Source organism: Kitasatospora sp. NPDC085895 (assembly GCF_040702125.1).
Classification (GTDB): Bacteria; Actinomycetota; Actinomycetes; order Streptomycetales; family Streptomycetaceae; genus Kitasatospora; species Kitasatospora arboriphila.
In genome coordinates this window covers 1-2025 of record NZ_JBFBJY010000216.1, presented here as the reverse complement: position 1 = coordinate 2025, position 2025 = coordinate 1, and the positions used below count along the sequence as shown (strand labels likewise).

At 67.4% G+C, this 2025-nt stretch carries 1 protein-coding gene and 1 pseudogene; both read right to left on the bottom strand.

Annotation, left to right across the window (positions count from 1 at the left end):
- Nucleotides 1-497: 497 nt before the first annotated feature.
- The gene (locus AB0442_RS42320) at nt 498-1703 is read right to left on the bottom strand and encodes an IS110 family transposase (protein WP_366168824.1); all 1206 of its coding nucleotides are present in this window, start codon (nt 1701-1703) and stop codon (nt 498-500) included.
- A 235-nt stretch (nt 1704-1938) separates the two neighbouring features.
- A pseudogene (locus AB0442_RS42315) lies at nt 1939-2025 on the bottom strand (IS5/IS1182 family transposase); the annotation flags it as partial.

Sequence of the window (2025 nt, the reverse complement as noted above, 5' to 3'; positions counted from 1 at the left end):
ATGCGACAACACCCCACGAGCCCACTCCGACCTCATGGCTCATGATCATCCACGACGCCCCCCACACTCCCCGTCTATCGCGCACCAAGTTGTTACCTTCTTGGCGGGTTCGTTCCGCTCATTCGTACGATCCGGGAGGCCCTGGGGCTCCGGGTGTGGCTCAAAAGGCTCATGCCGAGTGACAACGGTCACAGACATCGTCTCCACGGCCGAGGTACGCAAGGGAAAAGAGGGAGGCTGGACAGTCCGGCTTTCCGACGCGCACAGCTGACCTTCACCGGTGCCAAGGAGACCAACCTTGGTGTCTGGGCGATGGGACCGGGAACTCCGTTCGACGTGATCGCTCACGCGACCATCTCCCTCAAGATCCCGCAGAACCGAAGCGGCTACGAAGGCCGCAGCCACTCTCTCTGGTACGCCGACGCCCAGGTCGCGGAGCGATACCAGTGATTCCCAATCAGGCTTGTCAAGGGCCTGGGTAGCGGACGGTGACGGGGTTATGCCGCTGCGGGATGGCGTCGGGGCGGCTCGGTGGTGAAGGTGCGCTGGTCGCGCATGAGGGCCCAAAGGACGTCGAGGCGGCGACGAGCGAGGGCGAGGATGGCCTGCTTGTGGGACTTGCCCTCGCTCCTCTTGCGTTCGTAGAAGGCCTTGGAGATCGGGCAGCATCGGGCGGCGACCTGGGCGGAGAGGTAGAAGACGCGCAGGAGCCGGCGGTGGTAGCGGTGTGGTCGGCGCATGTTGCCGCTGATGCGTCCGGAGTCCTTGGGGACGGGTGCCAGGCCGGCGATGCCGGCCAGACGACGGGAGCCGCCGACGGCGTCCAGGTCGCCGCCGGTGCGGGCGATGAACTCGGCGCCGAGCAGGGTGCCGATGCCGGGCATGCTGGTGATCGTCTCGGCGTGCCGGTGTTCGCGGAACCGGGCCTCGATCGCCGCGTCGGTGGCAGCGATCTCAGTGTCCAGAGCCATCACGGCTCTGGCCAGGGTGTGCACCATGGCCGCGGCGGTCTTCTCGCCGGCGATCACCGTGTGCTGGGCGTGTGCCGCTTCCAGCGCGGCGATCGCAACGGCCCCGGCGCTTCGCACTCTTCGGTTCGCAAGCCAGGTGGACAGGCGGGCCGGGCCGATCCTGCGCAGAGCTGCCGGCGTCCGGTAGCCGGTCAGCAGAACGAGAGCGGCCTTGGAGGTGCTGTAGTCGAAGGCGCGTTCCAGGGCGGGGAAGTACTCGAGGATCTGGGCCCGCAGGCGGTTGATCGCCCGGGTGCGGTCGACGGTGAGGTCGTAGCGGCGGGCGGTGAGGATCCGCAGGTCGACGGCGATCTCGTCCCACTGCTGCAGCGGCTGCAGGTCCCGGCGCATCCTGGCTTGGTCGGCGATGACGAAGGCGTCCTTCGCGTCCGTCTTGCCGTCGCCGCGGTAGGAGCCGGAGGCATGGTGGACGGTCCTGCCGGGGATGTAGAGCACTCGCTGGCCGTGGCCGACCAGGAGCGCGATCATCAGTGCCGCCCCGCCGGCGTTCAGGTCGACTGCCCACGTCACCTGGCCTCCGTTGGCCAACTCAAGTACATCGCCGAGAAGTTGCAGCAGTTCGGGTTCGCTGTTGGGCACCCGCCGCGACAACACCTTCGCTCCGTCGGTGTCGATCACCGTGCAGTGGTGCTCGGCCTTGCCCGCGTCCGTCCCCGCCCAGAGTTCGGGCATCCGCGCCTCCTCGTCGATCCGTGTCCTGGCTCCCTGCAGACGACCACGCCGACGTGTCCCTACGAAGCGACTGCTCGCGCATCCCAATGAGTGGCCGTGTCGTCGTGGGGTGCCGGGCGGCCAATCACTGGAAGCCACACCCTCGGCATGAGCCTTTTGAGCCACACCCGGACCCCTGGGTGTTCCGATCGTACGAATGAGCGGAACGAGCCCACGAAGAAGGTAGGGAGCATTTTCAGCGTTGCCTCTCCAGGGTGAGGACCGCCCTGGCGGCTGACGTGAGCCAGTTGGGGCTGCAGCGGGCGTGTCGGAAGATGCGCCA